Raw genomic sequence first — 25326 nt, 5'->3', positions numbered from 1 at the left:
ACCACAGCCACATGGCGGCTGGGGATAGTTAAGAAAGAGTCACCAAATGGTCACACCTGCCCGCAAAAGCCGCAGGTATGACCCCCTGTTCATTGACGGGCCGGCGAAGGCATTGAATCATCGCGCATATTTCAGGTGCTGCGATGTTAGAGATTGGTATTTTCAGCGTAATCCTCCTGGCTGCGGGCTATTGGGCGACGATGTTCGTCATGGGCCGCCGTGACGACGTCATCCACGGCAAGTTCGTTCATGCCGAGGAGGAAGGCGAGTTCACGCAAGGCGCCATGCCGACGCGGCCACCGTTCCCGAAGCGCCCGGTCAAGGCTGTGCGGCCTGCCGGCGTTCAGCCCACGAGCATCCAGCCTCCGATCGCTGATGCGAGGCCGGTGAACAGCGCGGCGCTGGAATCCCTGCTCGCCGCGATCCAGCAGGATCTCAAGAGCGTCGCGTAAGCCGCAAAGGCTCAGACGCTGCCACGCTCGATCAGGGACAATTCGACCGCGAGCCGTTGCTCGGCCGCAGGTGCGCCGGCGAGCCGCGCCAGCAGCAATTCGCCCGCAATGCGTCCCACGGCTGCCGCGTCGAACGAGATGGTGGTGAGGCCGGGCGTGATCTGATCGGCAACGTCGTTGTCACCAAAGCCGAGCACGGCGAGATCGCGCGGCACGGAGATGCCGCGGGCGCGCGCCTCGATCAATGCGCCGGTCGCCAGCAGGTCGTTGGCGCAGAACACGGCATCGACCTTGCCGCCGCGACCGAGCAGGGTGATGAAGGCGGCGCGGCCGTCGACGAGGCCCGTGATCTCGCCGACGCCGATCTCGTGGACGATCTCCAGGCCGAGCTGTGCGGCTGCCGCGCGAAACCCGTCGCGGCGAAGCGCGCCGCGGCCGCTGCTGCGACCGATGAAGGCGAGGCGCCGACGTCCGGCCTCGGCGAGTCTCTTCGCCGCCATCGCGCCGGCATCCGCGTTGGGCAGGCCGACCAGCATGTCGATGGGATCGCGTGGGAACGCCCAGGTCTCGATCACGGGAATGCCGAGCTCGGCCAGCGCCGCGCGGTTCTCCTCGAGCTCGATCACGCCGGTGAACATCACCGCGGCGGGACGGATGCCGCGCAGCGACTGGATCATCGCGACCTCCTTGGCATAGGAGTAGGAGGTCTGGCCGACCAGCACCTCGAAACCTTCCGGCTCCAGCGTCGCGGCGAAGCTCCGCACGGCGAGGCCGAACTGCTGGCTGAGGATGTTGGAAACAAAGGCGACGACCACGTTCGACCGGCCCGAGCGCAGCGCGCGGGCGTGCGGGTTGGAGGCGTAGCCGGTCGCCTCGATCACGCCGAGGATGCGCTCGCGGGTCTCTCGATTGACCTTTTCGGGGTGGCGCAGCACCCGCGACACCGTGATCGGGGCGACGCCGGCGCGCTCGGCGACCTCCTCGATGCGCGGCGGCCGTCCGGTCGCATTGCTGCGGCCGGGCGGCGCCGGAATGCGCACGACGTCGTCATAGCCTGGCTTTGCCGGATCGGTCATCGAATCCCTGGAGAGACACGTTGGCTAGAGCATGATGAGATCGGACTTGATTGCAACCTCGACGACGGTGCGCTCTCTCTCCCGCTTGCGGGGGAGGGTTGGGGAGGGGGTATCTCCGCAATCGAGAACCCCCAAGAGGAGAAAACCCTCACCCGGCGCTTCGCACCGACCTCTCCCGCAAGCGGGAGAGGTGCAGCGCCCCCGGGGCGAAAGCTCATTTCGACAAAACCTCCTCGCGCTTCAAGGCGCGACCGACCTGGACCAGGCAGTCGCCGCTCTGGCTGTCGGTGTGCAGGCGCTGCGAGATCACGATGCCGTCGGCGGGGAAGCGCAGCACCTCTTCCGCAAGCTCCGGACGCTCGAAGTCGTGGTACCAGCCCGCGATGTCGCCCGCCTTGACCCGCGCGCCGACGGTGACGGCGGGTTCGAACCAGCCGCGGCGTGTCGCGAACACCGCCTGGGCGTGGCTTTGCAGCGCCAGCAGCTCTGTGGCGCGTTCGACCGGCGCGTGCGGCCCCAGCACCGGGGCCTGAATGAGGCCGAGGGCAAGCAGCAGCCGGTCGACGGCACGCGCGGTGAACGCCATCGTCTGCGGCGTGACGGTGCCGCCGCCGCCGAATTCACCGGAGAGCCCGATCGCGCCGGCGCGGGCGGCGGCCGCCATCGAGGTCGGCGCAGTCGCGCCGTTCTCGGCGACGAAGGCGAAGGGCATCCCGAGCCCTTCCATCAGGCGCAGTGCGTGGCCGAACATCTCGGGCGGGCCCTGCCGCTCGATCAGCGCGCACGGCACATGCGCCATCGAGGTGCCGCCGGAGTGGATGTCGAAGACGACGTCGTGGCGCGGAAACAGCGCGTGCTCCAGGAAGTGCGCCAGACGAAACGTCGGCGTGCCCGCTTCATCGCCCGGGAAGGCGCGGTTGAGATTGCCCTCGTCGAGCGGCGAGCGGCGGCGCGCCGCCATCACGGCGGGCAAATTGGCGAAGGGGAGAATGGTGATCTCGCCCTTGATGTCCTTCACATCTAACCGGCGATAGAGCCGCGTCAGCGTGATCTCGCCCTCATATTCGTCGCCGTGATTGCCGGCCATCAACAGCAGCTTCGGGCCGGCGCCGTTCTTGATCCGGAAGATCGGGATCTTGAGCTGATAGTAGGGAGAGCGGTCGATCGAGAAGGGAATGCCGAGATGGCCGGACCATTTCTGGTCCTTCTCGAAGTCGATCTCGTGAAACAGTCCGGTATGCATGGCTTGCCTCGGGGCCGCGTCGTTGCCGGCGGCGGCCGAAAGTTGAAGGAAGAGCGGCGCTGCTACAGCAAGGCGACCGCGGTCATCTCGACACGCAGATCGGGATCGGCGAGACGGGCTTCGACGCAGGCCCGCGCCGGCGGATTGGCCGGATCGATCCAGGCGTCGTAGACCGAGTTCATGGCGTCGAAGTCGGTGATATGCGGCAGGAAGACGTTGACCGCGATCAGCTTGGAGCGGTCGGAGCCGGCTTCCTTCAGCAGCGCATCGATCTTGGCCAGCACCTGCTGGGTCTGCGACACGATGCCGGCCTTGCGATCATCGGCGACCTGGCCTGCGATGTGTACCATGCCGCCTGCGGCGACGGCCTGGCTCATGCGCGAGCCGACGACATAACGTTTGATCATCTCAATTCTCCTCGTGAAAGTCGGCTCCCGCCGATGCGGGAGCCGTGTGAATTCACAGCGTCGGCAGCGACTGCTCTTCCTTGAACCATTTCAGCTGCAAGGCGCCGAGCTTGCCGTTCAGCTTGTTGAAGAAGATGTCGGTGTTGATCCAGTTGAGCAGGTTCTGCTCGCCCTGACGCACGCCGACATGGGCCGGCGACTGGCGGATCAGGAATTTCAGCTCGACCTCCTTGGTCGGGTTCTGGTCCTGGACCTTCAGCGCGATGGCGCTGTTCTCCGCAAAGGTGTCGGCCTGTCCGGCGAGATAGGCCGCAATCGCTGCCGGGGTGTCCTCGAAGCGCACCAGCTTCACCTTCGGCGCATTGTCGGTGAGCCAGACGTCGAGCGTCGAGCCCTTGGCGACGGCAACGCTGCGGCCGTCGAGATTGTCCGGCTTCTTGCCGGTGGCGGAGGGCAGCGATTTCGCGCCATAGACGCCGAGATTCACCACCGCATAGGGCTGCGAGAACATCACCTGCTGGGCACGCTCGGGCGTCGCGCCGAGACCGGCGATCAGCATGTCGATCTTGTCGGAGAGCAGGCTCGGGATGCGCGCGGCGCCCGTCACCGGCACCAGCTCGAGCTTCACGCCCATGTCGGTGGCGATCAGCTTGGCGAGGTCGGCGTCGAGGCCGGCGATCTCGCCCTTGTCGTCCTTGAAGCCCCAGGGCGCGGCGTCGGTGAGAATGCCGACGCGGATCTTGCCGGAGCCGAGCACGTCCTGGAGCTTGTCGGCCTTGGCGAGGTTCGGTGCGGCAAGGACGGCGAGGGCCGTCGCCGCGATGGTGAAGAGGGACTTCAATTGTCTCATGGCTCTCTCCTGGAAGGGGAAGGGTTTACTTGGCAGATGCGATGAAGCTTGCGAGCTCGGGTGTCTCGGGGTTGGCGAACAGTTTGGCCGGCGGTCCCTGTTCCCAGACGCGGCCCTGATGCATGAAGACGATGCGGTTGGCGACGTTGCGGGCAAAGCCCATCTCGTGGGTGACCAGGATCATGGTCATGCCTTGCTTCGCCATCGCCTCCATCACCTTCAGGACTTCGCCGACGAGCTCGGGGTCGAGCGCCGAGGTCACCTCGTCGAACAGCATGAGGTGAGGTGCCATGGCCAGGCACCGCGCGATGGCGACGCGCTGCTGCTGGCCGCCGGAGAGCTGTTCCGGCCAGGCGTCAATCTTGTCGGCGAGGCCGACCCCGGTCAGCACGTCCTCTGCCAGCGCCCGTGCTTTCGCCTTGTCGATGCGGCCGGTGAGGAGGGGGGCCAGCGTGATGTTGCGCTCGACCTTCAGATGCGGAAACAAATTGAAGGCCTGGAATACGATGCCGACGCGCTGACGGAATTTCTTCAGGTCCGGCATTTTGGCATGGACCTTCTGGCCCTCGACCCGGATCTCGCCGGTGTCGACGCTCTCCAGCGCGTTGATGCAGCGGAGCAGCGTGGACTTGCCCGAGCCGGAGCGCCCGATGATGGTAACGATCTCGCCCTCTTCGACATCGAGCGAGACGCCCTTGAGCACCTCGACCTTGCCGAATGTCTTGTGCACGTCGCGGATTTCAACGAGAGCCATCGAGGCGGGCCTCCAGGGAGCGGGACCAGAGCGTGAGCGGCAGGCACAGCGCGAAATAGATCGCAGCGACCAGCGCATAGGTGAGCAGCGGCTGGAACGTCGCCGCGCTTACCACTTGCCCTGCGCGGGCGAGTTCGACGAAGCCGAGGATCGAGGCGAGCGAGGTGCCCTTGATGAGCTGCACCAGGAAGCCGACGGTCGGCGGCAGCGACAGCCGCAGCGCCTGCGGCGCGATGATGTGGCGGAACTGCTGCCAGGCGGAGAGGCCGAGACAGGCGCCGGCCTCCCATTGCGCCTGCTTCACCGCTTCCAGCCCGCCGCGCCAGATCTCGCCGAGGAACGCCGCGGTGTAGAGCGTGTACGCGACCGTCACGGCAACAAGCGCCGGCACCTGGATTCCCAGGAACACCGGCATGCCGAAATAGAAGAAGAACAGGAGGCCGAGCAGCGGCACGCTCTGGATCACCTGGATGAGTGCGGCCATCGTCCAGCGCAGCCCGGCAAAGCGGCTGATGCGGCCCATGGCGAGCCCGAGCGCCAGCGGCGCACCGAACAGCAGCGCGAGCACGACCAGCGCGACGGTCCAGCGCAGCGCGGTGAACAGCGAGACGAAATCGATGAGGGAGAAGGATCGCATGGCCTGTCCCTCAGCGCCGCCGCGGCCAGCGGAAGGCGGCCAGGCTGATGATGGCGAACAGCGCCTTGAACGACATCGCCATCGCGAAATAGACCGCGCAGATCACCGCATAGACCTCGAAGCTGCGATAGGTGCGGCTCTCGATGAAGCCGGCGACGTGAAACAGCTCATCGGTGGCGACCTGGGAGGCGAGCGAGGTGCCGAGCAGCAGCAGGACGAACTGGCTGGTCACGGCCGGATAGGCGTTGCGCAGCGCCGGCGGCAGGATGATGTGGCGGAACACCTGCCAGCCCGAGAGTCCGAGGCACTGGCCGGCCTCGACCTGGCTGCGCGGAATGGAATCGAGGCCGGCGCGGATGATCTCGACCGAATAGGCCCCGAAATAAAGCGACAGCGCGACGCAAGCGGCTTCGAACGCCGGCAGCTTCAAGCCGAAGCTCGGCAGCACGAAGAAGACGATGAAGATCTGGATCAGCGAGGGCGTGTTGCGGAACAGCTCGATATATCCGCGCACCAGCCAACGCAGCGGCGTGATGCGCCCCTTCAGCGCGACCGCGCCAGCGATGCCGATCACGAGGCCCGCCAGCGCCGAGATCACCGTCAGCTCCAGCGTGACGATGGCGCCGTCGATGAGCTGGTTCTGGTAGCGCCACAGCGGCAGGAAATTCATCGCGCCCGCTTTCAGCCGAACTGGGTTGGGAAGGCGCGCGTCACGACGCCGTCGGCGTCGAGGCCGAGGACGACGCGCCAGCGGTCGAGACAGGTGCAGGGATGCGAGATGCCGAAGGCGATGATGTCGCCGACGGCGAGCGCGGCTTCGGGCGCAACGGAGAGGAACGCATGCTGGTCGTTGAGACGGGTCACGGCGAGCTGAGCTGCGAGCTCCTGCTGCTCGACGCCGTCGCGGAAGACGCGCAAGGGCAGGGGCAAGCCCTGATCGAACGAAACATCGCGCATGCCGAAGCCCGCGATCGCAAGCCCGGCTTCGGGCCGCGACAGCACCTCGGCCCAGAGCGTCAGCGCGGGACGAAAGCTTTTGGCGGCGGAATGGTGCAGGCCGTCGACCAGGAGGCCGCCGCGCCGGTCGATGTCGGCGAAAGCGCGCGCATAGATGCCATGATCGGCGAAGAACAGCGCGCCGGAGCGCAGCAGGACGATGGCGTTGCCGTCCGCCTGGGCGACCGGCGCCAACGCGCGCGCGACGATGTCGAAATAGGCCGAGCCGCCGGCGCTGATGATCAGCGGCCGTCGCGGGGCGGTGGCGCGCACCAGCGCGAAGGTCTCGACGGTGCGCTCGAGCAGCGTCGCGATCGCGCGCATCGTCGCCTCGGCATCGGACGTTGCGGCTGCGCCCTCATAGGTCGCAACGCCGCCGAGCACGAGCCGCTCGGCGCCAAGCACGGCCGCGATCGTGGCCGCGACCGCCACGGGATCGCGCGCGCCGGCACGGCCCGCGCCGAGCTCGACCAGCACGGAGAGCTCGCTGCGTCCGGCGATGCGCGCGGCTTCGGCGAGCGCTGCGACCGCCACGGGCGAGTCCGCGAAGGCGTGAAAGTCGACATCGGGATAGGCGCTCAGCAGCGCGCCGAGCCGCCGGCCGGCTGCGAGCCCGCCGATCTCGTTGGCCAGCAGCAGGCGGCGCTCGCCGCTCGCGAGCAGCACCGCGGCCTGCTGGATGTTCGCAACCGTCGTGCCCCAGGCGCCGGCTGCGCGCAGCGAGCGCGCCAGCTCCGGTGACATCGGCGTCTTGGCGTGCGGCGCGACGGCGACGCCGGCGCTCCTGCACCAATTCAGGAAGAGGTCGCGGTTGGCCCCGAAGGCGGCTTCATCGAGGGTGAGGGCAGGCAGCGCGAGATCGCCGCGCGACGGTGACCAGCGCTGGCTGCCGACGTCCTCGGTGGCGAGGCCATCGACCATGGGGATGCCCCGCGTGGTCGTCGAAAGGCGGCTATCCCTTGGGGACAAGAACTGCATCATCGCTCCCTCGGCGGCCTTCGACCGCTCAGGCCACGATATGTCTGAATGACAACGTTGTCATCAGCCAAATCTAGCCATTATGGGGACAAGTTAGATGCAGAGAGGTAATTAGATAAGGATTTCTGCCGCCGGATTGAGCTGGCCGCGGATCGAGCTAGTGCTCGCCGCCCATCTGGGCGAGGACTTCCTCGATATCGATATCGGCCTGGCCTGCAGCCCTGAGGTGGCGGACCTCAAGACTGTCGGGCCGGAAGCGGTACTCGACGAAGCCGGTCTCCTTGATCGCGATGCGGTCCTGGCGGGCGTCGTTGATCCTGAAGCCGACGGACGGCGCCCAGACGTGGCGGGTGTGGCCGAAAGTGAAGTCGCGCCGCTGATGCACGTGACCGCTGGCGATAAGACGCAGGTCGATAGGCGCGAACATCTCGATCAGCCGCGCGCGCGCCGGCTGCGGCACGTAGCGGATCGACGTCTCCGGCGTCTCTGGATCGTCGGGCAGATCGAGGAACAGCGGCTTGTGCACGAACAGCGCGACCGGCCGGCCGTTCACGCGCGAGTTTTCTAGAGACAACCAGTCGAACTGCTCGGCCTCGAAGGCGAGACCTGAATTCATCACCAGCGTGTTGAGGCCGATGAAGCGCCAGCCGACGGCTTCGAACGACCAATGGTCCTCGCCGATGATGTCGCAAAACTGCCGGCGATGCGCCTCCGTGACCGGCGGCTTCGGCGCCGGTCCGATCGCGGTCGGATTGTCGCCGATGTCGTGATTGCCGGGAATATAGCGGCAGGGGACGGGCAGGGCGTCGTGCAGGCCCTTCGCGAAGACGACATCGTCGCGGCCGCTCGGCCCATCGAAAGAGACATCGCCGGTGTTGACGACGAGATCGGGCCGCTCGGTGTCGATGTGCTCGCAGACCGCGTGGAAGTTTGCGATCAGGCCGGGAAAGCGCCGGCCGAGATGCGTGTCGGAAATCTGCGTGAGGCGAAATTCGGACATGGCCGAAGTATCGCGCGCCCAAGCGTCGGAACGATGACGCGCGCGCTAAATCCGCGATGAAACAAAGTTTAAAGCAGGCAACGTTTGAAGCAGGCGACGAGGAATCTATCCGCCGTCGAAACAAATCCGCCCGGCGCGTTTGCCATCGCGGAGGTCTTTGAGCACGTACGGACAGCGCAGGCGCTCCAGCGCCTTGCCGGCATCTTCATTGCCGAGCGCGGCAGCGCGCTTGTAATAGGCGATGGCGGCCTTGGCGTCCTTCTCGCCGGCGCGGCCGGCTTCGGCATAGGCACCCAGCCGCTCCAGCGCATCGGCGTGATCGAGCGCGGCGGCTTTTTCGAACAGCGCTTTGGCGGCGACATCGTCTTTCGGCCCGCCGTCGCCGTCCTGTGTCATCAAGCCGAGCTGATACATCGCCTCGCTCGAATTCGCCTCGACGGCTTTGGCGTACCATTTGCGCGCCATCGCGACATCGGCCGTTCCGCCGACGCCGGCACCGTAGAGCGAGCCGAGATTGATCATGCCTTCGACATCGCCGGCATTCGCCGCCTTCTCGATCAGCGTCCGTCCTTCGGCGATGTTTTTCCTGATGCCGTTGCCGTTGATCAGCAGCACGCCGAGGCCGGCCATCGCGGTGGAGCTGCCGGCGTCGGCCGCCTTGCGATAGGCGTTGGCGGCTTCAGTGGTCTGCCGGTTGAATTCATGGGCGCGGCCGAGCTCCGTCCAGACGCGGCGCGGGGCATCGGACGCAGCTGCCGCCGCCTTGCACGCCTTCAGCGCGGCCGGGACGTCGGCGATGTCGAGCGTGCCCTTCACATCGGCAGGCCTGTCCGGATCGGTCGGATGGGCGGCAAGTCGGTCACAGGCGGCGATATCGGCTGGCGCGGCGATGGCCGACAACGGTGTGGAGCAAAGGAGGGCCGCGAAGGCAAGCGCCGTTGCTGCGCCGGATCTGCCAGGAGGCATTGGTCAAAGCACGCGATAGCGGATGGTGTAGGCGTCCTGCGGAGCGATGCTGCCGACCGCCGGCGAGGCGATGCGGTCGGCGAGGTGCCAGGGGCCGAACTCGACGGTGCGATGCGGCTCGGCGGCGAGGCGCAGGCGGAATTCGAAGGTGCCCTTGCCGGGCAGGTTCACGACCAGCACGCGGTCCGCGGTGCGGTGGTTGAGCGCGACCGCGCCGCGCAGCACCGCACGTCCGTCATTGAGGTCCCGCACGCCGTCCACCAGCGCCAGCGTCTGGTTGCGGTCGGTGTGCAGCTCGATCTGGCTGTCGTTGACGGTCGTCAGCGTTTCCCGGGGCATGCGGATCTCGAACTCGACCGCCGGCTTGGACGGATTGAGCCCGAGATAGGCGAGCGCGGCGTGGCGCATGTCGTATGCGGCAAAGGCGAGCAGGACGAGCGCGGCCAGCGTGGCAAGACCATGCCTGGCGACGTCGCGCCAGCTCCGGTAGCTCAGGCGGAAATACACCGTCATCGCCAGCGCCACCGCCAGCGCGGTTGCGATGCCCGCCAGCGCCGACATCAGGATGCCGAGCTGGCCGTCAGCGGGTTCGGCCCAGGAGCCGATCGAAGAGCCAATCAAGCCGTTCATGGCGGTCTCTCGCCTTTTGCCCCGGAAAAGGGGCGGAAATAGCTTTGACAATCGCTGGTTGGTCGCAGATGCGGGAACACCGGTTCAACTGGCTGATTGTCAGCGTCAGGAGTCGCGGCTAATGACGGTCGCGGCGTTACGCCTTACGGGAAAGTTCCGATGTCCGTCCAAATGGTCCTGCTGCCTGTCTTCGTGCAGGTCGGTCTCACCTTCGCGCTCCTGATCGGCATGGCCTTCGCGCGCCGCCGCTCGCTGGTCTCGGGCGAGACCAAGGCCCGCGACATCGCGCTCGGCGAGCCGAACTGGCCCCAGGGCGCCACCCAGATCGGCAATTGCTACCGCAACCAGTTCGAGCTGCCGGTGCTGTTCTACGCCCTGATCGCGCTGGCGCTGCCGCTGCGCCATGCCGATCTCTTCATCGTGCTGATGTCCTGGGTGTTCGTGGTGACGCGCTTTGCCCATGCCGGCGTGTTCGTCTCCTCCAACGATCTCGGCCGCCGCTCCACGATCTGGCTCGCCGGCGTGCTGGTGCTGCTCGCGATGTGGATCTACTTCGCGCTGAGAATGCTGTTGGTGATCTGAGCTGCGCGCATGATCCGGAAAAGTGGACACCGGTTTTCCGACAAGATCATGCGCAATAACAAACTCTTGGAGCGCGATCCTAAGATCGCGTGACCAGGTCTAATCTGAAAGATTCAAATGACCCCCGCTGCCCGGCTGTCCGCAGCCATTGAACTGATCGACACCATCGAGAAGGACCGCGTGCCCGCGGCCAAGGCGCTGAAGGAGTGGGGCACCGCGCACCGCTTCGCCGGCTCCGGCGACCGCGCCGCGATTGCCGGCCTCGTCTGGGACGTGCTGCGCCGCTACGCCTCGAGCGCCTGGCTGATGGACGCCGACACCGCGCGCGCGAGGCTGATCGGCATGCTCCGCCTCGAGCGGGAGATGGACGCGGCGACGATGTCCGCCATGTTCGACGGGAGCCGCTTTGCGCCGTCGCCGCTCACCGAGGCCGAGCAGGCGGCGCTCGGCCATCGCTCGCTCAAGGATGCACCGGCGCCCGTTGCCGGCGACTATCCCGAATGGCTCGACCCGTATCTTGCAAAAGTGTTCGGCGAGGACCGCGCCGCGGAAGCCGCCGCGATGGCGAGCCGGGCTCCGCTCGATCTGCGCGTCAACACGCTAAAATCCAATCGCGACAAGGTGCTGAAGGCGCTTGCTCATCTTCATGCGAAACCGTCGCCGTGGTCGGCAACGGGCCTCCGCATCGAGCTTTCCGCCGATGCGCGCAATCCCGGCATCCAGGCCGAAGAGGATTTCATCAAGGGCGGCGTTGAAGTGCAGGATGAGGGATCGCAGCTTGCGGCCCAGTTCACCGCGGCAAAACCCGGCGAGCAGGTGATCGACCTCTGCGCCGGCGCCGGCGGCAAGACGCTGGCGCTCGCAGCCCTGATGCAGGGCAAGGGCCGGCTGATCGCGACCGACCGCGACAAGCGCCAGCTCGCCCCGATCCACGAGCGCCTGTCGCGCGCCGGCGTGCACAATGCCGATATCCGCACGCCCAAGGGCGAGGCGGATCCGCTCCAGGACATCAGCGGCAGCGCCGACCTCGTCGTGATCGACGCGCCCTGCACGGGCACGGGAACCTGGCGCCGCAACCCCGACGCCAAATGGCGCATGCGCCCGGGCGCGCTGGAGATCCGCCTCCGCGACCAGACCGAGGTGCTGGAGCGTGCGGTTCCGCTGGTCAAGCAAGGCGGCCGCATCGCCTACATCACCTGCTCGGTGCTGGCGGAAGAGAACGGCGATCAGGTGAGGGCGTTCGTCGCTCGCCATCCGGAGTTTTCGGTGGTGCCGCCCGAGCAGACCGCGAGCGTGCTCTGGGACAAGGCCGAGGCGTTTGCCGACGCCGCGCTGCAGTCGGGCGAGGGCTGGCTGATGACGCCGCGGCGCACCGGGACGGACGGGTTCTTCGTATCGGTGCTGAAGAAATCCTAGGTGCCGTAGGGTGGATTAGCCGGCGGCTGCGCAACGCGCATCCGACGGCGTAATCCACCACGTCTCTCGCCGGCGTTGCATGCGTTGGCGGATTACGCTGCGCCAATCCGCCCTACGGCACCGCCGCTTCGCAACGCGCGGCTCCCGTAGGGTGGGCAAAGCGAAGCGTGCCCACCATTCGCAATGACGGCGAAAGGTGGTGGGCACGGCGCAAGAGCGCCTTTGCCCGCCCTACGGGCACCGCGATCCAGGCGCCATCACCTTTGATCGACGTTGTCATTCGCGCCGAAAAGCAAAAGCCCCGCAGACCGGTCCCGGTCGCGGGGCTTTCTTGTTCTAGCGTTCTGCCGGTACGTCCGCGGTCAGAACGTTGCGCAGGCGTTAGCCGACGCGGAGATTGTCAGCCGACGACTTGCCGCTGCGGCGGTCGGCGACGATGTCGAACGAGACCTTCTGACCCTCGTTGAGCGAGGAGAGGCCAGCGCGCTCGACGGCGCTGATGTGCACGAACACGTCCTTCTGGCCGTCGTCCGGCTGGATGAAACCATAACCCTTTTGGGTGTTGAACCACTTCACGGTGCCCATAGCCATGGGAATTTCCTTTAGTTAGTTAGATGAGGTTACGCACGTGGGCCGGTGCGCAGCATTGCGCCCATAGCCCTGATGAGTCGATGTTTGGAGAATTCATCTGGAAACGTGCGCGCCCGTCTGAAACGAAGCGAAGCGGCCCAGTCGTTCGGCCAAGTATCGATGATCACAATATAGCGAGAATTTGGGGCCACTTCAAGGCACCACCCGTGGCTCGGGATGCCGCGAAACTTTGCTATTTTGCGGTGCAAATTAACCGTCCTGGCGCACCTCAATCGACGATGAAAAGCGTGGCACCGGTGGCCGTCGAGGACCGGTGCGCGGCGTCGCCGAAGTCCGAGACCTGGTAGCTCATCCCCGCCGTCAGCTTGAACTTGCGCCCGTCGCGCAGCTCGGAATCGAGCTCGCCCGCGAGCACGTAGAGCACGTGGCCGCGATCGCACCAGTGATCGGCGAGATAGCCCGGCGAATACTCGACCATCCGCACCCGGAGATCGCCGATATTGAGCGTGCGCCACGTGGCCTTGCCGGTCTCGCCGGCATGCGTGGTGGCCTCGACCTTGCTCCAGTCGGTGACGGTGAAGGGGGAGGTGGGGAGTTTCATCGGGGAATCCTGTGTCAGAGCCGGCGGGCAGTGTTAGCGCACGCTGTCGCCTCCGTCATTGCGAGCGAAGCGAAGCAATCCAGAAATGCATCCGCGGCCGCAGTCTGGATTGCTTCGTCGCAAGGGCTCCTCGCAATGACGATGTGGGGCGCGCTCGCGCCTCTCACACGGTGTCATCGCCCGCGAAGGCGGGCGATCCAGTATTCCACCAGCGGGCGTGATTGAGCCGATAGGCCGCGGCGTACTGGATTCCCCGCCTTCGCGGGGAATGACGCGGTGGGTGGGGCGCGCGCTGGCCTCACACGACAGGCGCGCGGCTGCGAGAGCAACGCGTGCTAGCATCAATGCGGCAGATGATTAGCCGATCCCTGCACGATCAGCCCCGCCTCGTTCACCCGCAGATATTCGCAGATCCTCTTCCCCCGCTCATTCTCGTAAAACACCACCACGCTGTCGGGGCTGACGAACACATCGATCAGCGTGAAGTGCAGCCCCGGCAGCAGCCCCAGCGCCTTGCCCCAATAGGCCCGCAGCGCGTCCTTGCCGCGCACCGTGCCGCTGGCATCGAACCCCAGCGCCGGAATCCGGTCCGAGGTCATCACGGCGGCCTCGTCGTAGAGCGTCAGCACGCGCTCGAGGTCGCGCGTATTCCAGGCCTTGACCCAGGTCCGGCCGAGCGCGGCGAGCGTCGATGGCTGATGATGCAAAGACATGGCATTCCTCCCTGATCGGCCCCTGTTTGCTGGTGGGGCAAATTAGGTCAATAATACTTACCTATATCCATTTGTCCATGCCCAAAGAAGCATGTGGGCGCGCGAGCGAGCGCGGTTGCGGGCAGGGGGCTCATCGCGTATCTGCTTGCCATGACAGCAGCACAGAACGACCGCTCCGCGTCGACGCCCTCGGTGGCCTCGGCGCATGACAAGATTCTCATCGTCGACTTCGGCAGCCAGGTGACGCAGCTGATCGCGCGTCGCGTGCGCGAGGACGGCGTCTATTGCGAGATCGTCCCGTTCAACAAGGCCGAAGAGGCCTTCAAGGAGATGAAGCCGAAAGCGGTGATCCTCTCCGGCGGCCCCGAGTCGGTGCACGAAGCCGGCTCGCCCCGCGCCCCGCAATTGATCTTCGCGTCCGGCGTGCCCGTGATGGGCATCTGCTACGGCCAGATGACCATGGCGGAGCAGCTTGGCGGCACCGTCGAGGGCGGCCATCACCGCGAATTCGGCCGCGCCGATGTCGAGGTCAAAGCCGACAGCAAGCTGTTCGAGGACGTCTGGTCGTCAGGCAGCAAGAACCAGGTCTGGATGAGCCATGGCGACCGCATCACCAAGATGCCGCCGGGCTTCTCCGTCGCCGGCACCTCGCCGAACGCGCCCTTCGCGATCATCCAGGACGAGAAGCGCAAGTACTACGGCCTGATGTTCCACCCCGAAGTGGTGCACACGCCCGACGGTGCCAAGCTGATCCGCAACTTCGTGCGCAAGATCGCCGGCCTCACCGGCGACTGGACCATGCGCGCCTTCCGCGAGGAGGAGATCCAGAAGATCCGCCAGCAGGTCGGCAAGGGCAGGGTGATCTGCGGCCTGTCCGGCGGCGTCGATTCCGCCGTCGCGGCCGTGCTGATCCACGAAGCCATCGGCGACCAGCTCACCTGCGTCTTCGTCGACCACGGCATGCTGCGCCTCGACGAGGCCAAGACCGTCGTCGACCTGTTCCGTCACCACTACAACATCCCGCTCGTCCACGTGGATGCGTCCAAGCAATTCCTCGGCGAGCTCGAAGGCGTCACCGACCCGGAAGTGAAGCGCAAGACCATCGGCCGCCTCTTCATCGAGGTGTTCGAGCAGGAAGCCAAGAAGCTCGGCGGCGCCGACTTCCTGGCGCAGGGCACGCTCTATCCCGACGTGATCGAGAGCGTCTCCTTCACCGGCGGCCCTTCGGTGACGATCAAGTCGCACCACAATGTCGGCGGTCTGCCCGAGCGCATGAACATGAAGCTCGTCGAGCCCTTGCGCGAGCTGTTCAAGGACGAGGTCCGCAAGCTCGGCTACGAGCTGGGCCTTCCCGAAATCTTCGTCGGCCGCCACCCGTTCCCGGGCCCCGGCCTCGCCATCCGCTGCCCCGGCGACATCACCAGGGACAAGCTCGACATCCTGCGCAAGGCCGATGCCGTCTACATCGACCAGATCCGCAAGCACGGCCTCTACGACGACATCTGGCAGGCCTTTGCCGTGCTGCTCCCGGTGAAGACCGTCGGCGTCATGGGCGACGGCCGGACCTACGACTACGTCGTGGGCCTGCGCGCCGTCACGTCAACGGACGGCATGACCGCGGACTTCTACCAGTTCGACATGAAGTTTTTGGGCGAGACGGCCACGCGCATCATCAACGAGGTGAAGGGCGTGAACCGGGTGGTGTATGATGTGACCAGCAAGCCGCCTGGGACGATTGAGTGGGAGTAGGGGGCGGGCCCGCGGCACGATGAAATCTTGGAAAGACCATCTCCTGAAGTCCGGTGTGCCGCTGGAATACGAAGTTGCCTCAGCGATGTCCCAGGCCGGGATGGCTGTCGAAGCCGATTTTCCCTTCATGCGTCGCGATATTGCTGGGTTAAAGGAGCTATCTGTCGATATCGCTGCCCAATTTTATGGTCCATCAGAGAATGACGTGGGCTTTGAGCTTCATACTCTTGTGGAGTGCAAATACCGATCACCTGAGAAGACGCTTTTATTGCTCGAGGATCCCAACGAAGAATTCTCGCCTGTCACCTTGGGGGGGACCGTAGCGAGCTTTGATGCCTTCGCGCCTTTTCATCTACCACTAAATGGGTTTGTGGCGATGGAACAGGAACTGCCGTATGTCTACAAGGGTGTTGAGATTTTTGATGGCGGTGCCATCGAAGAGGAAGTTCGACACGGCATTCAGCAGCTAAGATTTGCCGCCCCCGCGCTGCTGCGGCGCATGGTCGACTTTGATCTCTATAACGGGCATCTGGAAGAAAGAAACGGAATCTTTTTTACAAGCATACTTGTAACGAATGCACCGCTACGCCTGCTCAATCGAAGTGTGAACATCCAGCTCGTAAAGTCGGCAGCGGCGCTGGATGATATTTCAACGCCTATCGATGTTGCCATTCTTTACTCGGACTACGGTCCCGATTTTGAAGATCATGTGCGGACGATTTTTCGGGACGATTTAGATGAGCGAATGGCACGTGCTCGGGTCGTAAAGAAGGAATTATCCAGCGCAGGTAAGAAGTTTGGATTCTATTCTGATCCAGAGAAGTTTGTAAGTGAGTTGTCGCACGCGGGTCGATCGACTTGCAGGCATATTGGCACCCAGTTCTTCGTTGCCAATTTGCATGCCGTTCCGAAGTTGCTCGAATCAATAAAGACCGCTTGCTTGGAGTCTTACAGTGCGAGGGCGCTTCTGAAACGAGCCCGTACAGTGAGAAAACGTTCGCGGCGAGCCACGAAGATTCTCCAATCTGAGCGTTGCGATTTAAAGTTGTATTGAGTGGGCTAATTCTGGAAGTGTCAAGCCTAGCGGCGGAGGGAATTGCAGCATCCCCGCTGCTACGACATTCGGATTGTCTTGTCCGGAGTCCGTCGTGTCGGTCGCGGCCACCCTCGACCATCGCCACCGATCCCGAAGTCCTTCATCCCCGCTGCCCAATTTGTCGCACCCAGCCTGTGAACCCCTTCACACGCACGCTCCCCTCCATCATGCGACAAAACACCTGCTGTGATTGTGCGTGGTAATTTCCCACCACATCAGCTTCAAACGTGCTGCACACGTCAGAACGACATGTTGAAATAGCCATCGACCGGCCGTTGCGCCGGCCGCTGAAAGCTATGGAGACACTATGGCTGACAAACACGGACAGAGCATGGTTGGGACGTGGACCAAAACCACGGCGGCCGCGTGTGCGGACAAGTATCCTGCAAACCTCACGTTCTCGACCGGTACTTACCGCGGCGTGCGCGGCAAAGGGCAGGGCATGGTGTGGTGGGATGCGGGCATCTACCGTCTCGAGGACGAGAACACACTCGTCGTCGGGACGGCGAACGACGAACTTGTGACCTATCGCATTTCACTTGAGGCCGACCGGTTTGAGTTCACGGATTCAGAGGGCTGTCTTGTGACGTATCGGCGCGCGTGAGGTTTTTGCGCGCCGGATTTTTTTCACGCCCGATTTTGATTGCGCCCTGGCCAACAAGAAAACTTCGCTTCAATCGCCAACGAGCCCGCGGCTCATTTCGATCGCCTCGCCATTGCAACGAGGAGATTACGACATGTGCAATTGTTCAGAGCATGGATCGAGCGGAAGCCTTGCGAAGATGACCGATGCATCGGTCGAGCCGGCGTTGAAGCCGCAGGTCCCCCTATCGCGCCAGATCAGTTTTGGCGAGGAGGAGTCCGGCGACCAGCCGGCCGCGACCGACCTGCAGCCGATTCCGCCGTTTAGGCTGTGCAAGCTCGATTTCCGCGAGGGGTGCTACCAGATCAATTTCAGGCCGACGGCCGGCTTCGTGACGTTCGAAGGCACGCTGCGCGTCGATCGCTCGGCGCCCGATGGCGGCGCCGACCATCTGATCGTCAGCGGCGATCTCTATTCGAAGCGGCCGGTGATCGGGCCGATCCCGCCGATCCCGCCCGTGGTTCACAAGGACGAGGATGAGGACGAAGAAGCGGACTCGGGGCTGACGAGCCTTGCCGCCTCGCTCAGCGCGCTCGATGAGCCACTCATTCCGCTTCCGATCCGCCGGCCGCGGATCCCGATCTTTCCCCGCGCGCGCTATCATTCCTATCTCAGGGTCACCAGCGTGTCCGCGCCGTTCGCGGTGCCGTTTCCGAAGAAATGCGAGCTGACCATCGTCGCCGAGCAGTTCAACTACACGCAGCCGCCGGCCGGCCAGTTCAAGGGCTCGTTCCCGGCAACGCCGTCGCGCACCGTGACGATGAAGCTGTCGAAGGTGCCGGCGCCGTTCCCGTTCTCGCTGACCGGCGGGCCGTTCTACCAGGGACGGCTGTTCGAGGGCGGCGTAGACAAGGGCAGCATCACGCTCGCCTGGGTCTCGAAGTTCTTCCGCCGCTGCACGCTGGAGATCGACACGCTGGTCGGAGCGGTGCGGCCCGCGCCGGTGCCCGATGGGGCCGGCGGAACGGAGTTCTTCGACACGGTGTTCGCTAAGACCGGCTGGCAGCTCACGGTGGTACAGGACCAGCTCAACGTGCCCGTGCCCGCGGGCGTGGTGCCGACCAATTGCTGGAGCTCGGCGGATCTGCACGCGCTGATGACCACCGTGCGCAATCCCGCGACCAATCTCGACACCGAATGGCGCGTGCACATGATCGTGGTGCCGGCAAAGCTCGGCTGCTCGCGCGGCATCATGTACGACCAGATCGGCGTGCCCCGCGAGGGCTGCGCCAGCTTCTCCGATGACGGCTATCCGGTCTCGGACTCCTCGAACTTCGGCCTTGCCGCCAACAAGAAGCAGCGCGACGTGCCGCGTGCGTTCCTGCGCAGCGCGACCCACGAGCTGACGCACACGCTGAACCAGATCCACCAGGAGCAGGAGACGGCGGCCGACAACTCGATCATGACCACGACGCCGAGCGTCGCGGACGTGCTCGGCGGTCCCGCCACCGGCGCGCCCGGCGTGTTCCCGGACCAGATCAAGCTCGCGCACAACACCAATGTGCGTCATCACCTCAACCACATGCCCGATCCCGTCATCCGTCCGGGCGGATGGCCGTTCGCAAGCTGGTTCCCGACCGGCGCGCCGCAGGCCGCCGACCGGCACGATTTCGAGCCGTCGGAGCTGTCGCTGACGGTGACGGCCACGACCGACCGCGTCGCGCTCGGCCAGCCGCTGGATTTGACCTGGACCATGACGAACACCAGCGGCGTGTCGCTGCGCGCGCCGAACGACGTCAGCGTCGAGGCGCTGTTCGCGTCGATCACCGTCACCGACGGCGAGGGGCGCGAGCGGCCGGTGCGGCCCTTCGTGATCCTGTGCGAGCACGCCAAGGTGACCGAGCTCGCGCCCGGCGAGAGCGTCACGGCGTCGGCAAAGGTGTTCTGGAGCACGGCGGGCTTCGCCTTCGAGAAGCCGGGCCGCTACCGCGTTGACGTCGCGGTGTCGTGGTCGGCGCAGGGCGTGATGGTCGGCGTGCAGTCGGGTATCGACGTGTTCGTCGATTATCCGACCAGCTCGACCGACAACCATTCGGCCAATCTCGTGCTGCATCCCGAGGTCGGCAAATGGGTGGCGCTCGGCGGCGATGCCTATCACCTCGGCGAAGCCTGCCGGCGCCTGCAGGCCCTCAGCCAGACCGAGACGGCCACGCGGGCCGCTCCCGGCGACGGCCCCGCCGCGCCGCGCGCGATCGACGGCTTTGCCGATCTGCTGCCCGACCGCGCCAAGCTCGCCCGCTTGCGGCCCGAGCTGACCGCCGGCTCCAGTCGCGCAGCCGGTGCACCGTCGCGCGCCGCAGCACCGGGCCGCAAACGCGCGGCGAAGGCGAAGAAGCGCACGGGGCGGAAGGGCTGACGCCACGAACGCTCGCGCAGCAGCCCAGCATATCGGCAAGATGTGCGTTGCGCGGGCCCATGCTACGACACGAGCTCCGTCATCTGGAGCTCGTGTCAATGTCCGTCAACGTCGCCGCTCATCCTCCCGCCACCGCCACTGAGACCGACCCCGAAACCCTCGGCTGGATGCGCGGCTTTCCGCCGGCGCCCGAGCGCACCATCACGTTCCAGGACGGCTCGTTCCGCAGCTTCCCCGAACTGCGCTGGGCCTGGAGCAATGTGCGCCAGCTCGTTCCGACCGTGAATGTCTGGCGCGGACCGGAACCGGCGTCGCCGCTGCCGCGTGAAAACCACGACATCGGCGCGGTCGCCTCGACCACGATGGACGGCCGGCCCATGACCTTCGCAAACATGCTGGAGGAGACCTACACCGACGGCATCGCCGTGCTGCATCGGGGCAGGCTGATCTACGAGCGCTATTTCGGCGCCTTGAAGCCGCACAAGCCGCACATCGCGATGTCCGTGACGAAATCGTTCACCGGCGTGCTCGCGGGCATGCTGGTCGCGGAAGGCAAGATCGATCCGCAGGCGCCCGTCACCGACTATGTGCCGGAGCTGAAGCCCAGCGCATTTGGCGACGCGCGCGTGCAGGAGGTCATGGATATGACCACCGGGCTCGAATACACCGAGGTTTACACCGACAAGAACTCGCACGTCTGGGGCCTCAGGCGCGCCAACGGCATGGCGCCGATCCCGCCGGACTATGATGGTGCCACCACCATCTTCGATTTCCTCGTTGCGCAGAAGAAGCAGGGTGAGCACGGCAAGGCCTTCGCCTACAAGACCGTCAACACCGACGTGCTCGCCTGGATCGTCAGGCGCGTCAGCGGCCTGACGCTGTCGGAGCTGTTGTCCGAGCGCATCTGGACGCAGATCGGCGCGGAGGAGGACGCGCATTATCATGTCGACCGCATCGGCACCGAAAGCGGCGGCGGCGGTCTCTCCACCACGTTGCGCGATCTTGCCCGCTTCGGCGAGACCATGCGCAATCACGGCCGCTTCAACGGCCGCCAGATCGTGCCGTCGCAAGTGGTCGAGGACATCACGCGCGGCGGTGACCCCGAAAAGTTCAAGCCGGCCGGCTACACCACGCTGCCGGGTGCCTCCTACCGCAATCAATGGTGGGTCACGCACAACGCGCACGGCGCCTACATGGCGCGCGGCGTTCACGGCCAGGGCATCTACATCGATCCCAGGGCCGAGATGGTGATCGCGCGCTACGCCTCGCATCCCATGGCGGGCAATGCGGCCAACGATCCCGTGACGCTGCCCGCCTACATGGCGCTGGCGAAGGCGCTGATGGCGGGCTAGGTGCGTAGGGTGGATTAGCCGGCGGCCGCGCGAAGCGCAGTCGCCGGCGTAATCCACCATCTCTCCGTCACGCCGTGCGGATAGATGGCGGATTACGCTTCGCTAATCCGCCCTACGGGCTACGAGCAGCCAAACCGCAAGATCGGTCGAGCGCATCACCGCCGTCCCGGCCTAACTGCAGGTGCCACGGAGGAGGGACGATGACGGCGGCACTGCAAAACTATCAGGCGCGGATGCGGCGGGTGCTGGAGCATATCGACCGGCATCTCGACACGGATCTGGACCTCGACAGCTTGAGCGGTGTCGCGGCCTTCTCGAAATTCCATTTCCATCGGCAGTTTTCGGCGACCTTCGGGTTGTCGGTGCATCGTTATGTCCAGCTCGCCCGTATGAAGCGCGCTTCCTACCGGCTGGCCTACAGTGACGCGCAAAGCGTCACGGACATTGCGATGGACGCCGGCTATGACGCACCGGATGCCTTCGCCCGCGCCTTTCGGCAACGGTTCGGGCAATCGCCGTCGTCGTTCCGGAAATCGCCCGTATGGGAACCGTGGCTTGCGGCCTTCGGGCCTCTCGATATCGCAAGGAGCAAGCTCATGCAGACGAATTTTACCCCTGACGACGTGACGATCCGCAACGTGCCCACCATCAAGGTGGCGATCATGGAGCACCGCGGCGACCCCGCGATGCTTGGCGCCACCATCCAGCGCTTCATCGCCTGGCGCAAATCCGCCGGCCTTCATCCCAGCACGAGCCCGACCTTCAATGTCTGGCGCTCGGAACGGCGACCGGCGCAGCCGGACGATTACAGCGCGGACCTCTGTGTGGGGACCGATCAGCCGATCGTGGCCAACGGCGAAGATATCAAGGCGAGCGAGATCCCCGGCGGCCGCTGTGCGGTGCTGCGCGTCGTCGGCTACACCGACAATCTGGAGCCCGCCGCGCTCTATCTCTATCGCGACTGGCTTCCGGCCAGCGGCGAGGAGACCCGCGACTTCCCGCTCTATTGCCAGCGGCTGAGCTTCTTTCCGGAGGTGCCGGAGCACGAGACGGTCGCGGAACTTTTCCTGCCGCTGAAGTGACGGCTTCCGGCGGCGGCCCGTGGGAAGAAACGCATGGGCCGCCGCCGAATGCCTGCCTTAATATAAGAGTTGACTTATATTAGTGAAGGCCGGTATTCCTCCCGGCACCAACAAAAGGGAGGACTGCAATGCAGATCGATGTCGCCAGGGTCCTGGGGCTTGTCACGCGGTCGGTGAATAACTTCGAGAAGGATGGAAGACCGGCCAGCACGGTGACGCTGACGCGTCTCTACGAGACGGATGTCGACGATCTCTGGGACGCCGTGACCAGCAGGGAGCGCATTCCGCGCTGGTTCGCGCCGGTCGAGGGCGAGCTCCAGCTCGGGGGAAGGTACCAGGTCAAGGGCAATGCCGGCGGCACCATCACGGCGTGCACGCCACCGACCCGGTTTGCTGCGACCTGGGAATTCGGTGGCGCGACGAGCTGGATCGACGTCAAGCTGGCAGCGGAGCGAAACCAGGCGCGCTTGACGCTTGAGCACACCGCAATCATCGAGGATCATTGGAATCAGTTCGGTCCGGGCGCGGTGGGGATCGGTTGGGACCTCGCTCTCGCGGGGCTCGAGCGATATCTTGCGACCGGAGCATCGGTCGACCACGAGACGGCCGAGGCCTGGATGGTCTCGCCCGAGGGCAAGGACTTCATGACGACAAGCGGCGAATATTGGCGCGCGGCGCATGTGGCGAGCGGGGTGGATCCGGCTTCGGCGAAGGAGCGGTCCGACCGCACCATCGCGTTCTATCGCGGCGAGTTGCCGCCCGGCGTCGCGCATCCAGGCACGGGCAGCTGATGCACGCCTTCGAGGTCCTCGCCGATCCCGTGCGCCGCCGCATCCTCGAGCTGCTCGCGCCCGGGGAGATGGCGTCCGGCGAGGTCGTCGAGGTGATCGGGTCCGAGTTCGGGATCACCCAGGCCGCCGTGTCGCAGCACCTCAAGGTGCTGCGCGAGAGCGGCTTTGCGACGGTCCGCGCCGAGGCGCAACGGCGCCTCTATTCGGTCGACGCCGCGGGGCTGCAGGCGGTGGATGCGTGGATCGGCCGCTTCAGGAATTTCTGGGAGCCGAAGCTCGACGCACTCGCAACCGAGATCGCGCGCGGCAAGCGCGAGCGCCGCAACGCGCCGATTACCAAGCGGGGCGGGAAGAGGGCGTGAGGGCGTAGGGTGGATTAGACCGCGGCTGCGCAAAGCGCAGGCCGCGGGCGTAATCCACCATCTCTCGTCATGCCGTGCTCAAAGTGGTGGATTACGCTGTCGCTAATCCACCCTACGACGACGCCCCCCGCGACATCTTCTCGAACTTCTTCACCAGCCGCTCGCGCTTCAGCCGCGACAGCCGCTGGATCCAGAACATCCCGTCGAGCTGGTCGATCTCGTGCTGGTGGCAGACCGCGCGCAAGGCCTCCGACTCCTCGGTCTGCATGTTGCCGTCGAGATCGTGGTAGCTGATGCGCACGCGGGCGTGACGCTGCACCCCGTCGTTGACGCCGGGCATTGAGACGCTGCCTTCCCGGTGCATGATCATCTCGGGTGAGGCCCATTCAATCGCCGGATTGACGTAAGTCTGCGGCCCCGCCTTCGCATCGAGCTCGAGCACGACGACACGCAAGGGCACGCCGATATGCGGCGCCGTGATGCCGATGCCGGGCGCCGCGCGCATGGTGTCGAGCAGATCTGCCGCCAGCTCGCGCAAGGAATCGTCGAAGGTGGTGACCGGGCGGGCCGGCATTGCGAGGCGGCGGTCGGGGAAGCGGACGATCGGACGAATGGTCATGGCAGGCCTCCTATCACTCACGGATGGTTGAAGCACCCCATTCTTGACGCCCTACCAACTGGAAGGTAGTTGACTGGCCATGACCAACGTTTCCTCGACTGCCGACGACATCCTGGCCTGCGCGCGCGGCCTGATCATCGCGGGCGGCTATAACGGCTTCAGCTATGCCGATATCGCCGACGTCGTCGGCATCCGCAAGCCGAGCATCCACCACCATTTCGCCAGCAAGGTCGATCTGGTTCGCACCCTCGTGTCGCGTTATCGCGAAGAGGCCGAGGCGGGACTGGCTGTCCTGGAGCGCAATGTCCCCGATCCGCGCGACCAGCTCAAAAGCTACGTTGCGTATTGGGAGGCGTGCATTGCGGACGCAACCGCGCCGTTTTGCGTCTGCGCGCTGCTTGCCAGCGAGCTTCCGATGCTTCCGGAGGAGGTGGCCCTCGAAGTCCGCGCGCATTTCCGCGCGCTCGCGTCCTGGCTGACATCGGTGATGGAACGCGGCAAGCGGAAGGGGCGGCTGCACTTCTCGAATTCAGCCAAGGTCGAAGCTGAAGCATTCATGGCAACCATTCACGGCGCGATGCTGTCGGCGCGCGCTTATGGCGATCCCAAAATGTTCGGCGTGATCACCGGCCCGCTGCTGGACCGGCTGTCCACGAAGCACTGAAGACATCGGCGAGACGATGACCGCCCGCGCTGGCGAGCCGGGGTGAGGGCGTCCTGCTGCGTGCGAAAACTACCAACTAGTAGGTAAAGGAGACGGCAATGGCGCAACATCAACTGGATCTGGTTCGTGTCGGTCGCGAACGATGGCTGAAGCAATACTATTTCCTGCGCGCGGCATTCTCCGTCGCCTGGGTCGTTGCCGCGATCGCGGCCGGGCGGTCGTCCGCCGCGATTGCCGGCGTCCTGCTCGTGCTCTATCCGGCATGGGACGCCGCGGCCAATCTTGTCGACGGCTTGCGCAGCGGCGGACTCAACCAAAATCGTACGCAGGCGTTGAACGTCGTGGCCAGTCTTGTGACCGCCGTCGGCGTCCTTCTCGCGTTGCAGATGAACATGAACTTGGTGCTTGGCGTGTTCGGCGCCTGGGCGATCCTTGCGGGGCTGCTCCAGTTGGGCACAGCCGTGCGGCGCTGGAAAAGCTATGGCGCGCAATGGGCGATGGTGCTCAGCGGTGGCCAGTCGGCCCTGGCCGGCGGCTTCTTCGTCTTTCAGGCCACGACGCCGATGTCTCCATCCATCGCAACTGTCACGGGCTATGCCGGGGTCGGAGCACTCTACTTCCTCGTCTCCGCCATCTGGCTCACCGTCAGCCAATGGCGCCAGCGCGCCAGAAGCGCGCAGCTCGGATGATGCGACGGCATTGCCGGGATGATGACATCAT

General features: G+C 65.3%; 28 protein-coding genes. 13 read left to right on the top strand and 15 right to left on the bottom strand.

Translation table 11 applies throughout. From position 1 onward, the window contains the following. Nucleotides 1-143 precede the first annotated feature (143 nt). Nucleotides 144-452 (top strand): hypothetical protein, encoded by a 309-nt coding sequence (locus tag JQ617_RS19585; RefSeq protein WP_212027723.1) that lies wholly within the window; start codon nt 144-146, stop codon nt 450-452. Nucleotides 453-463: 11 nt separating this feature from the next. Here the strand turns inward: JQ617_RS19585 and JQ617_RS19580 are convergent, their stop codons facing one another. The 11 genes from JQ617_RS19580 to JQ617_RS19530 form a co-directional block, all read right to left on the bottom strand. After that, complete coding sequence (locus JQ617_RS19580) at nt 464-1528, bottom strand: LacI family DNA-binding transcriptional regulator (RefSeq protein WP_212027722.1); 1065 nt, start codon at nt 1526-1528, stop codon at nt 464-466. 214 nt (nt 1529-1742) lie between these two features. Further along, a complete protein-coding gene (locus JQ617_RS19575; protein WP_212027721.1) occupies nt 1743-2771 on the bottom strand; it encodes a succinylglutamate desuccinylase/aspartoacylase family protein in 1029 nt (342 codons plus the stop codon). A 62-nt stretch (nt 2772-2833) separates the two neighbouring features. Then, entirely contained in the window at nt 2834-3178 is a 345-nt protein-coding gene (locus tag JQ617_RS19570) for a RidA family protein (protein ID WP_212027720.1), read from the bottom strand. A 52-nt stretch (nt 3179-3230) separates the two neighbouring features. Then, complete coding sequence (locus JQ617_RS19565) at nt 3231-4028, bottom strand: transporter substrate-binding domain-containing protein (RefSeq protein WP_212027719.1); 798 nt, start codon at nt 4026-4028, stop codon at nt 3231-3233. Between the two features lie 25 nt (nt 4029-4053). Then, nucleotides 4054-4782, bottom strand: a complete 729-nt coding sequence (locus tag JQ617_RS19560; protein WP_212027718.1) for an amino acid ABC transporter ATP-binding protein — start codon at nt 4780-4782, stop codon at nt 4054-4056. Next, nucleotides 4769-5419: an amino acid ABC transporter permease gene (locus tag JQ617_RS19555; protein ID WP_063684347.1), complete on the bottom strand. Its 651-nt coding sequence runs from the start codon at nt 5417-5419 to the stop codon at nt 4769-4771. Before JQ617_RS19555 ends, JQ617_RS19560 begins: the two co-directional genes overlap by 14 nt. A 10-nt stretch (nt 5420-5429) precedes the next feature. Next, on the bottom strand, nt 5430-6089 hold the full coding sequence (locus tag JQ617_RS19550) for an amino acid ABC transporter permease (RefSeq protein ID WP_212027717.1): 660 nt from the start codon (nt 6087-6089) through the stop codon (nt 5430-5432). Nucleotides 6090-6100: 11 nt separating this feature from the next. Next, nucleotides 6101-7393, bottom strand: a complete 1293-nt coding sequence (locus tag JQ617_RS19545) for an alanine racemase (protein WP_212027891.1) — start codon at nt 7391-7393, stop codon at nt 6101-6103. A gap of 157 nt (nt 7394-7550) precedes the next feature. Then, nucleotides 7551-8393, bottom strand: a complete 843-nt coding sequence (locus JQ617_RS19540) for a metallophosphoesterase family protein (RefSeq protein WP_212027716.1) — start codon at nt 8391-8393, stop codon at nt 7551-7553. A 105-nt stretch (nt 8394-8498) separates the two neighbouring features. Then, on the bottom strand, nt 8499-9359 hold the full coding sequence (locus JQ617_RS19535; RefSeq protein WP_212027715.1) for a tetratricopeptide repeat protein: 861 nt from the start codon (nt 9357-9359) through the stop codon (nt 8499-8501). A gap of 3 nt (nt 9360-9362) precedes the next feature. Beyond that, nucleotides 9363-9989, bottom strand: a complete 627-nt coding sequence (locus JQ617_RS19530) for an acriflavin resistance protein (RefSeq protein ID WP_212027714.1) — start codon at nt 9987-9989, stop codon at nt 9363-9365. Between the two features lie 159 nt (nt 9990-10148). On the opposite strand from JQ617_RS19530, the gene JQ617_RS19525 reads away from it, so the two are divergent. Continuing rightward, complete coding sequence (locus JQ617_RS19525) at nt 10149-10571, top strand: MAPEG family protein (RefSeq protein WP_212027713.1); 423 nt, start codon at nt 10149-10151, stop codon at nt 10569-10571. A 117-nt stretch (nt 10572-10688) separates the two neighbouring features. Beyond that, a complete protein-coding gene (locus tag JQ617_RS19520; RefSeq protein ID WP_212027712.1) occupies nt 10689-11987 on the top strand; it encodes an RsmB/NOP family class I SAM-dependent RNA methyltransferase in 1299 nt (432 codons plus the stop codon). A gap of 381 nt (nt 11988-12368) precedes the next feature. On the opposite strand, the gene JQ617_RS19515 is transcribed toward JQ617_RS19520, so the two are convergent. The 3 genes from JQ617_RS19515 to JQ617_RS19505 all read right to left on the bottom strand — a co-directional run bounded on the left by JQ617_RS19515 (nt 12369) and on the right by JQ617_RS19505 (nt 13892). After that, a complete protein-coding gene (locus JQ617_RS19515; protein WP_008141931.1) occupies nt 12369-12578 on the bottom strand; it encodes a cold-shock protein in 210 nt (69 codons plus the stop codon). Nucleotides 12579-12846: 268 nt separating this feature from the next. Then, the gene (locus tag JQ617_RS19510) at nt 12847-13179 is read right to left on the bottom strand and encodes a DHCW motif cupin fold protein (RefSeq protein WP_212027711.1); all 333 of its coding nucleotides are present in this window, start codon (nt 13177-13179) and stop codon (nt 12847-12849) included. A gap of 341 nt (nt 13180-13520) precedes the next feature. Next, the gene (locus tag JQ617_RS19505; protein WP_212027710.1) at nt 13521-13892 is read right to left on the bottom strand and encodes a nuclear transport factor 2 family protein; all 372 of its coding nucleotides are present in this window, start codon (nt 13890-13892) and stop codon (nt 13521-13523) included. 150 nt (nt 13893-14042) lie between these two features. Here JQ617_RS19505 and guaA point away from each other — a divergent pair, with 150 nt between their 5' ends. From guaA to JQ617_RS19465, 8 genes are all read left to right on the top strand, one after another. After that, nucleotides 14043-15641 (top strand): glutamine-hydrolyzing GMP synthase, encoded by a 1599-nt coding sequence (gene guaA, locus JQ617_RS19500; protein WP_212027709.1) that lies wholly within the window; start codon nt 14043-14045, stop codon nt 15639-15641. A 19-nt stretch (nt 15642-15660) separates the two neighbouring features. Beyond that, nucleotides 15661-16695: a hypothetical protein gene (locus JQ617_RS19495; RefSeq protein WP_212027708.1), complete on the top strand. Its 1035-nt coding sequence runs from the start codon at nt 15661-15663 to the stop codon at nt 16693-16695. Between the two features lie 349 nt (nt 16696-17044). Further along, nucleotides 17045-17341: a hypothetical protein gene (locus JQ617_RS19490; protein WP_212027707.1), complete on the top strand. Its 297-nt coding sequence runs from the start codon at nt 17045-17047 to the stop codon at nt 17339-17341. Nucleotides 17342-17519: 178 nt separating this feature from the next. After that, on the top strand, nt 17520-19736 hold the full coding sequence (locus tag JQ617_RS19485; RefSeq protein ID WP_249157256.1) for a COG1361 family protein: 2217 nt from the start codon (nt 17520-17522) through the stop codon (nt 19734-19736). Between the two features lie 98 nt (nt 19737-19834). Next, nucleotides 19835-21088, top strand: a complete 1254-nt coding sequence (locus JQ617_RS19480; RefSeq protein ID WP_212027705.1) for a serine hydrolase domain-containing protein — start codon at nt 19835-19837, stop codon at nt 21086-21088. Between the two features lie 200 nt (nt 21089-21288). Further along, on the top strand, nt 21289-22170 hold the full coding sequence (locus JQ617_RS19475) for an AraC family transcriptional regulator (protein WP_212027704.1): 882 nt from the start codon (nt 21289-21291) through the stop codon (nt 22168-22170). A 128-nt stretch (nt 22171-22298) separates the two neighbouring features. Continuing rightward, complete coding sequence (locus JQ617_RS19470; RefSeq protein WP_212027703.1) at nt 22299-22961, top strand: SRPBCC family protein; 663 nt, start codon at nt 22299-22301, stop codon at nt 22959-22961. After that, nucleotides 22961-23323: an ArsR/SmtB family transcription factor gene (locus tag JQ617_RS19465; protein WP_212027702.1), complete on the top strand. Its 363-nt coding sequence runs from the start codon at nt 22961-22963 to the stop codon at nt 23321-23323. The genes JQ617_RS19470 and JQ617_RS19465 overlap by 1 nt, the downstream gene beginning before the upstream one ends. A 112-nt stretch (nt 23324-23435) precedes the next feature. Here the strand turns inward: JQ617_RS19465 and JQ617_RS19460 are convergent, their stop codons facing one another. Then, nucleotides 23436-23942, bottom strand: a complete 507-nt coding sequence (locus tag JQ617_RS19460) for a peptide deformylase (RefSeq protein WP_212027701.1) — start codon at nt 23940-23942, stop codon at nt 23436-23438. A gap of 79 nt (nt 23943-24021) precedes the next feature. Here JQ617_RS19460 and JQ617_RS19455 point away from each other — a divergent pair, with 79 nt between their 5' ends. Together JQ617_RS19455 and JQ617_RS19450 are read left to right on the top strand one after the other, a co-directional pair. After that, on the top strand, nt 24022-24606 hold the full coding sequence (locus JQ617_RS19455; protein ID WP_212027700.1) for a TetR/AcrR family transcriptional regulator: 585 nt from the start codon (nt 24022-24024) through the stop codon (nt 24604-24606). 98 nt (nt 24607-24704) lie between these two features. Further along, nucleotides 24705-25295: a DUF308 domain-containing protein gene (locus tag JQ617_RS19450; protein WP_212027699.1), complete on the top strand. Its 591-nt coding sequence runs from the start codon at nt 24705-24707 to the stop codon at nt 25293-25295. The last annotated feature ends 31 nt before the right edge of the window (nt 25296-25326 follow it).

The sequence above is a fragment of the Bradyrhizobium sp. KB893862 SZCCT0404 genome (genome assembly GCF_018130885.1).
Classification (GTDB): domain Bacteria; phylum Pseudomonadota; class Alphaproteobacteria; order Rhizobiales; family Xanthobacteraceae; genus Bradyrhizobium; species Bradyrhizobium stylosanthis.
The sequence above is the reverse complement of the archived record's forward strand: the minus strand, read 5'-3'. Positions and strand labels throughout refer to the sequence as shown.